Source organism: Caldanaerobius fijiensis DSM 17918 (genome assembly GCF_900129075.1).
GTDB lineage: Bacteria > Bacillota > Thermoanaerobacteria > Thermoanaerobacterales > Caldanaerobiaceae > Caldanaerobius > Caldanaerobius fijiensis.
In genome coordinates this window covers 1-4,352 of sequence record NZ_FQVH01000065.1, presented here as the reverse complement: position 1 = coordinate 4,352, position 4,352 = coordinate 1, and the positions used below count along the sequence as shown (strand labels likewise).

Annotated in this window: 5 protein-coding genes; 2 read left to right on the top strand and 3 right to left on the bottom strand. The window is 40.5% G+C overall.

Annotated features, from left to right (window positions below; genetic code table 11):
• The coding region (locus tag BUB87_RS13670; protein WP_143156722.1) for a zinc ribbon domain-containing protein at nt 1-377 on the top strand (377 nt) is incomplete at its 5' end.
• Between the two features lie 185 nt (nt 378-562).
• Here the strand turns inward: BUB87_RS13670 and BUB87_RS13665 are convergent.
• The 3 genes from BUB87_RS13665 to BUB87_RS13655 all read right to left on the bottom strand — a co-directional run bounded on the left by BUB87_RS13665 (nt 563) and on the right by BUB87_RS13655 (nt 3,525).
• The gene (locus BUB87_RS13665) at nt 563-1,048 is read right to left on the bottom strand and encodes a flavodoxin (RefSeq protein ID WP_073346600.1); all 486 of its coding nucleotides are present in this window, start codon (nt 1,046-1,048) and stop codon (nt 563-565) included.
• Between the two features lie 105 nt (nt 1,049-1,153).
• On the bottom strand, nt 1,154-2,134 hold the full coding sequence (locus BUB87_RS13660) for an aldo/keto reductase (RefSeq protein ID WP_073346598.1): 981 nt from the start codon (nt 2,132-2,134) through the stop codon (nt 1,154-1,156).
• 245 nt (nt 2,135-2,379) lie between these two features.
• Entirely contained in the window at nt 2,380-3,525 is a 1,146-nt protein-coding gene (locus tag BUB87_RS13655) for an MFS transporter (RefSeq protein ID WP_073346597.1), read from the bottom strand.
• Between the two features lie 52 nt (nt 3,526-3,577).
• On the opposite strand from BUB87_RS13655, the gene BUB87_RS14290 reads away from it, so the two are divergent.
• Nucleotides 3,578-3,892, top strand: coding sequence for a hypothetical protein (locus tag BUB87_RS14290; RefSeq protein ID WP_159432434.1), 315 nt, complete (start codon nt 3,578-3,580; stop codon nt 3,890-3,892).
• Nucleotides 3,893-4,352: the final 460 nt, after the last annotated feature.

Genomic DNA, 4,352 nt, shown 5'->3' with positions numbered 1-4,352 from the left:
GTGTAAACAATCAAAAAATCCACAAATGGCCATTTAAGAGAATAGAAAACCTGATAACATACAAAGCAGAAGATAAAGGAATAAGGGTAGAAAAACAAGAAGAAAGCTACACAAGCCAATGCAGCCCTTATGAAGAAGAAGTAAGTGAAAAGACTGCAAAGAAAACAAACCGCAAACAAAGAGGGCTGTATATTATTGAAAACAAATTATTCAATGCCGATTGCGTAGGAGCATATAACATAATGAAAAAGTATCTGCGAAGGATAGGGAGACCTATCACGGCAGTAGTGGGGTTGGACACCCCAGTTGCGTACCGATGGAACTTTTATCGAGGTTTCATCGGGAGCACGAAGCGCGCCAATTCATTGGCGATGTAGTTCACAATCAGGAGTGTTTCTGCTCTTTGCAAATTTTATATTTGAGCGATTAGAATTAAAGTGAAGTTGCCGTGTGAAGATTTTTAAAAAAGCAGACAAAAATACCCTGACTGGTATTACCAAAAATCAGGGCTAAAAAATAACTTTTTGCACAAAAACCTATCTTTTGCAGATGGTTAACAATTTCACTGGGTAATGCCTATTTTGCGCAGCCATTGGGATACCTTGGCTTGCGCGTTTCCTGCGTCGCTTCCATATATTTCAAATACATTCAGGATGGTTGATTGAGGGCATAGCTTAGTGATATCACTACTAATTCGCCCCTTTCCACCTCCGCCGTGCGTGCAAAAGGGTACGATGGTTTTACCTGACAAATCGTATTCTGATAAAAAGGTAGCAATCGGAGGTGCTATTGTACCCCACCAATTTGGTGAACCAACAAAAATCGTGTCGTATGTCTCAATATGATCGATTTTTGATTTTAATGGAGGCTTATAACCTGCCTGTATTTCTTTCTTTGCTTGCTCCACAACCGCACGGTATGAAGTGGGATAAGGCACTGCAGGTTGTATCTCACAAATAGTTCCACCAATCTCTTTGTGGATTATATTTGCAATTTTACGCGTGTTTTCGGACCAGGTAAAATAGGCGACAAGGATTTGTTTTGCCACATTTACTCTCCTTTCAAAATATTTATCCTGGAGGGTGCGTCGTTTAAAGCACTTAGTCCCTCTGGAGCCAGCTAAATATCTGCTGTGCCTATGGCCGCTGATTTATCAAATAGGGCCCACAATTCGATGAGGTACATACGGCTCTTCCAAATAGGCAACCTCCTCTGGGCTCAGAGAAACCGATAAAGATGCCACCGCTTCTTCTACATGGGAAATCTTTGTCGCACCTATAATAGGAGCAACCACCGGTTCTTTCTGCAATAACCAAGCCAATGCAATCTGTGCCTGAGATACTCCGTGTCTTTGTGCCACTTCCTTTACCCGATCCACTATAATCTTATCCGTTTCATACGTCGAGTCATATTTGGATTTCGCAACTTGGTCGGTTTCATAACGTTTAGTTTCCGCTGACCAATCTCGGCACAACCTTCCTGCTGCCAGTGGACTATAAGGTGTGACGGCTATCTTTTCAGCTTTGCACAACGGCAACATTTCCCTTTCTTCTTCACGGTAAATGAGATTGTAGTGATTTTGCATGCTTACAAAACGAGTCCAGCCGTTCTTTTCTGCCGTGTAAAGCGCCTTTTGGAATTGCCACGCATACATCGCAGAGGTACCTATATACCTAGCCTTTCCGGCTTTTACAATATCATGCAATGCTTCCATCGTTTCTTCAATTGGAGTATTGTAATCCCAACGATGAATAATATACAGATCGACATAATCCATTCCCAAGCGTTTCAAGCTATTGTCGATCTCCCTCATAATTGCTTTCCTGGAAAGGCCTCCACCATTAGGCCCATCAAACATTTTACCCCATACCTTTGTGGCAATAACAACCTCATCGCGGTTTGCAAAGTCCTTTATTGCACGTCCTAGAATCTCTTCGCTTATCCCAAGTGAGTATACGTTAGCCGTATCAAAGAAGTTAATTCCAAGCTCAAGAGCTCTTTTAATAATAGATCGACTCTCTTCCTCATTAAGCACCCATTTATGCAGCCATACATTAGGGTCTCCAAAGCTCATACACCCTAGGCAAATCCGCGATACTTCAAGTCCTGTGTTACCTAATCTTACATATTCCATTGTTTGACCCTCCTACCAATGATATAGTTTATTTTACTCTACAATTAAAGTATACATGCTTGAGTTAACTCCAAGTCAATACCCTTTTAAGATTATAGACCATATATAGGTTTACATAATAGCTTGTATCACATAGTTGGATTTTGTCTTGCCACTTATAAAGTAGATCTTTTTTCTCTTTAAATAGATATGATGGACAAATCTTTTAAGAGATACCTCCCTTTGTTGAATAACGATAAAAACTGTTAACGAAGTCCTTTGCTTTTTGACAAATGTTTAGCAAAAAAAACAAACACTAATAAGGAAAATATAACCGAAACAGCACTAATTGTGAATAATATCTGGTAGCTTGTGTATTTTGCAACCCAACCAAATATAATTGAACCTAATCCAATGCCAAGATCAGTAGCAGTTGAAAAGGAGGCACTGGCTACTCCCCGATGATCTGGAGGAACGAGACGTAATATCGTCGCTTGGAGAACTGGTTGTGCAGAACCAAAACCAATACCGTACAGAGTCGCTGAAACAAGCATACCGAACAATCCAGTCGAGAGACTTAGAACAATCAAAGCTAAAATAGAAATCAAAAGAGCAGGTATAACCACAAACATCTCACCGTACTGGTCTGAAAGTTTTCCTCCAATGGGACGGCTTAAGAAAAGCGTTGCAGAATAAACCAGAAAAAATAAACCGGAATTGACCCTAAGCGAGTCAGCGAACAGTGGAACAAAAGTGGTAATACTGCCATAGGAGATAAATAGAAATAAGACCGATACTGCAACAGACAAGACAGATTTCTCAAAAAATTCGATTCTCCTTGAATCCGATTGTGGTTGGAAAGGCATTTTCACACCAAACGGTAATAGTAATGCTGTGATAGAAAAAGCTACAGCAAATAGAAACAGAGCATGATATGAGAGTTTCTGTACAATCCAAACACCTAACATTGGACTAATAGCCATAGCAAAGGTCATAGCTGTCCCATACCATCCCATACCCTCCCCATAGCGAGCTTTGGGAACTATGTCTGCAATCACTGTACCAATAGCAGTTGTAGAAATAGCCCAACTTACTCCATGCAATATTCTAAGCCATATCAAATCAGTAATTCCGTTCACCCAATTATACATATACATTGTCAAAGTAAAGAAAGATAGCCCCAGTATAATAAACGATCGCCTACCAAACCTATCCAGAAGTCCCCCGATAACTGGTCGGAAAATAACTGCAGACAACATAAAGATACCCATAGAGAGCCCTACATGGGTTTCATTACCACCTATATGTTTTATAAACAGTGGTAGAGTTGGATACAACATATAAAATGCGGTAAACAAAAAAAATGTCTCCAGGATCATAAGAATAAAAGATCTTGTCCACAAGCGTTCCATGTTTCGTACCTCCTCAGAATAAAATATTACTTTCACAACTAGAGTGTACATGTTGAAGTTAGCTCTAGGGAAATACTCTAAACCGCTTCTCCATAATCAGAGTATACATGCTGGAGTTAACTTCAAGTCAATACCCCTTTTGAAATTTGAAACTTTGACGCTCCTTGACGCTACCTTTGGGTCTACTTGTTATCTTACTTTTTCCCATTCGCCTGGTACCATTGGAATTGGAAAGGAGGTAATGCCGGATGGCTACTGGGATTGCAGATACCATCAGCCCTGTGGGAAGGGAGTACCGTATTTCGGAAAAAACGTGGGAGGCAGAGAAGCCAATATAGAAATCAACGATGCTTTCCGTTCTCCTTAATGAGTATCAACGTTTACGAGAGAAATTTTGGTGTACCTTCTTTTAAGTCCTTTGGAAGTAAATTATAATTTTATCATAAATAGTTATAATTTTCCTATAAAAGAATGAGATGGTAATATGATCAAACGAGAAGTACTCAAAAGAGTGCAAGACATTATCCGATATGTGGAGCACCAACAAACGCTACCTACCGGTGCCTGCTCTGTGGTAGCTGCGAAGAAGCTGAAGATGCTCGTGAAAGAAGCTCCACCTTCTCTCGTTTACGACCTTTCCTGTATTCACAGCCAACTTCTCTACTTCGGAGACAGACGTAGGTACTGCTCTGAACCGAATGAAGCAACTCCTACATAACAAAGGGAGGTAATTACTGTAGCAGCAAGAGCCAAGAGCGAACCAATCGGCATGGGAATAGGAGGTGTAATATGCAGTTTCAATCCCTCATAGGTAGGCTCAAAACCCG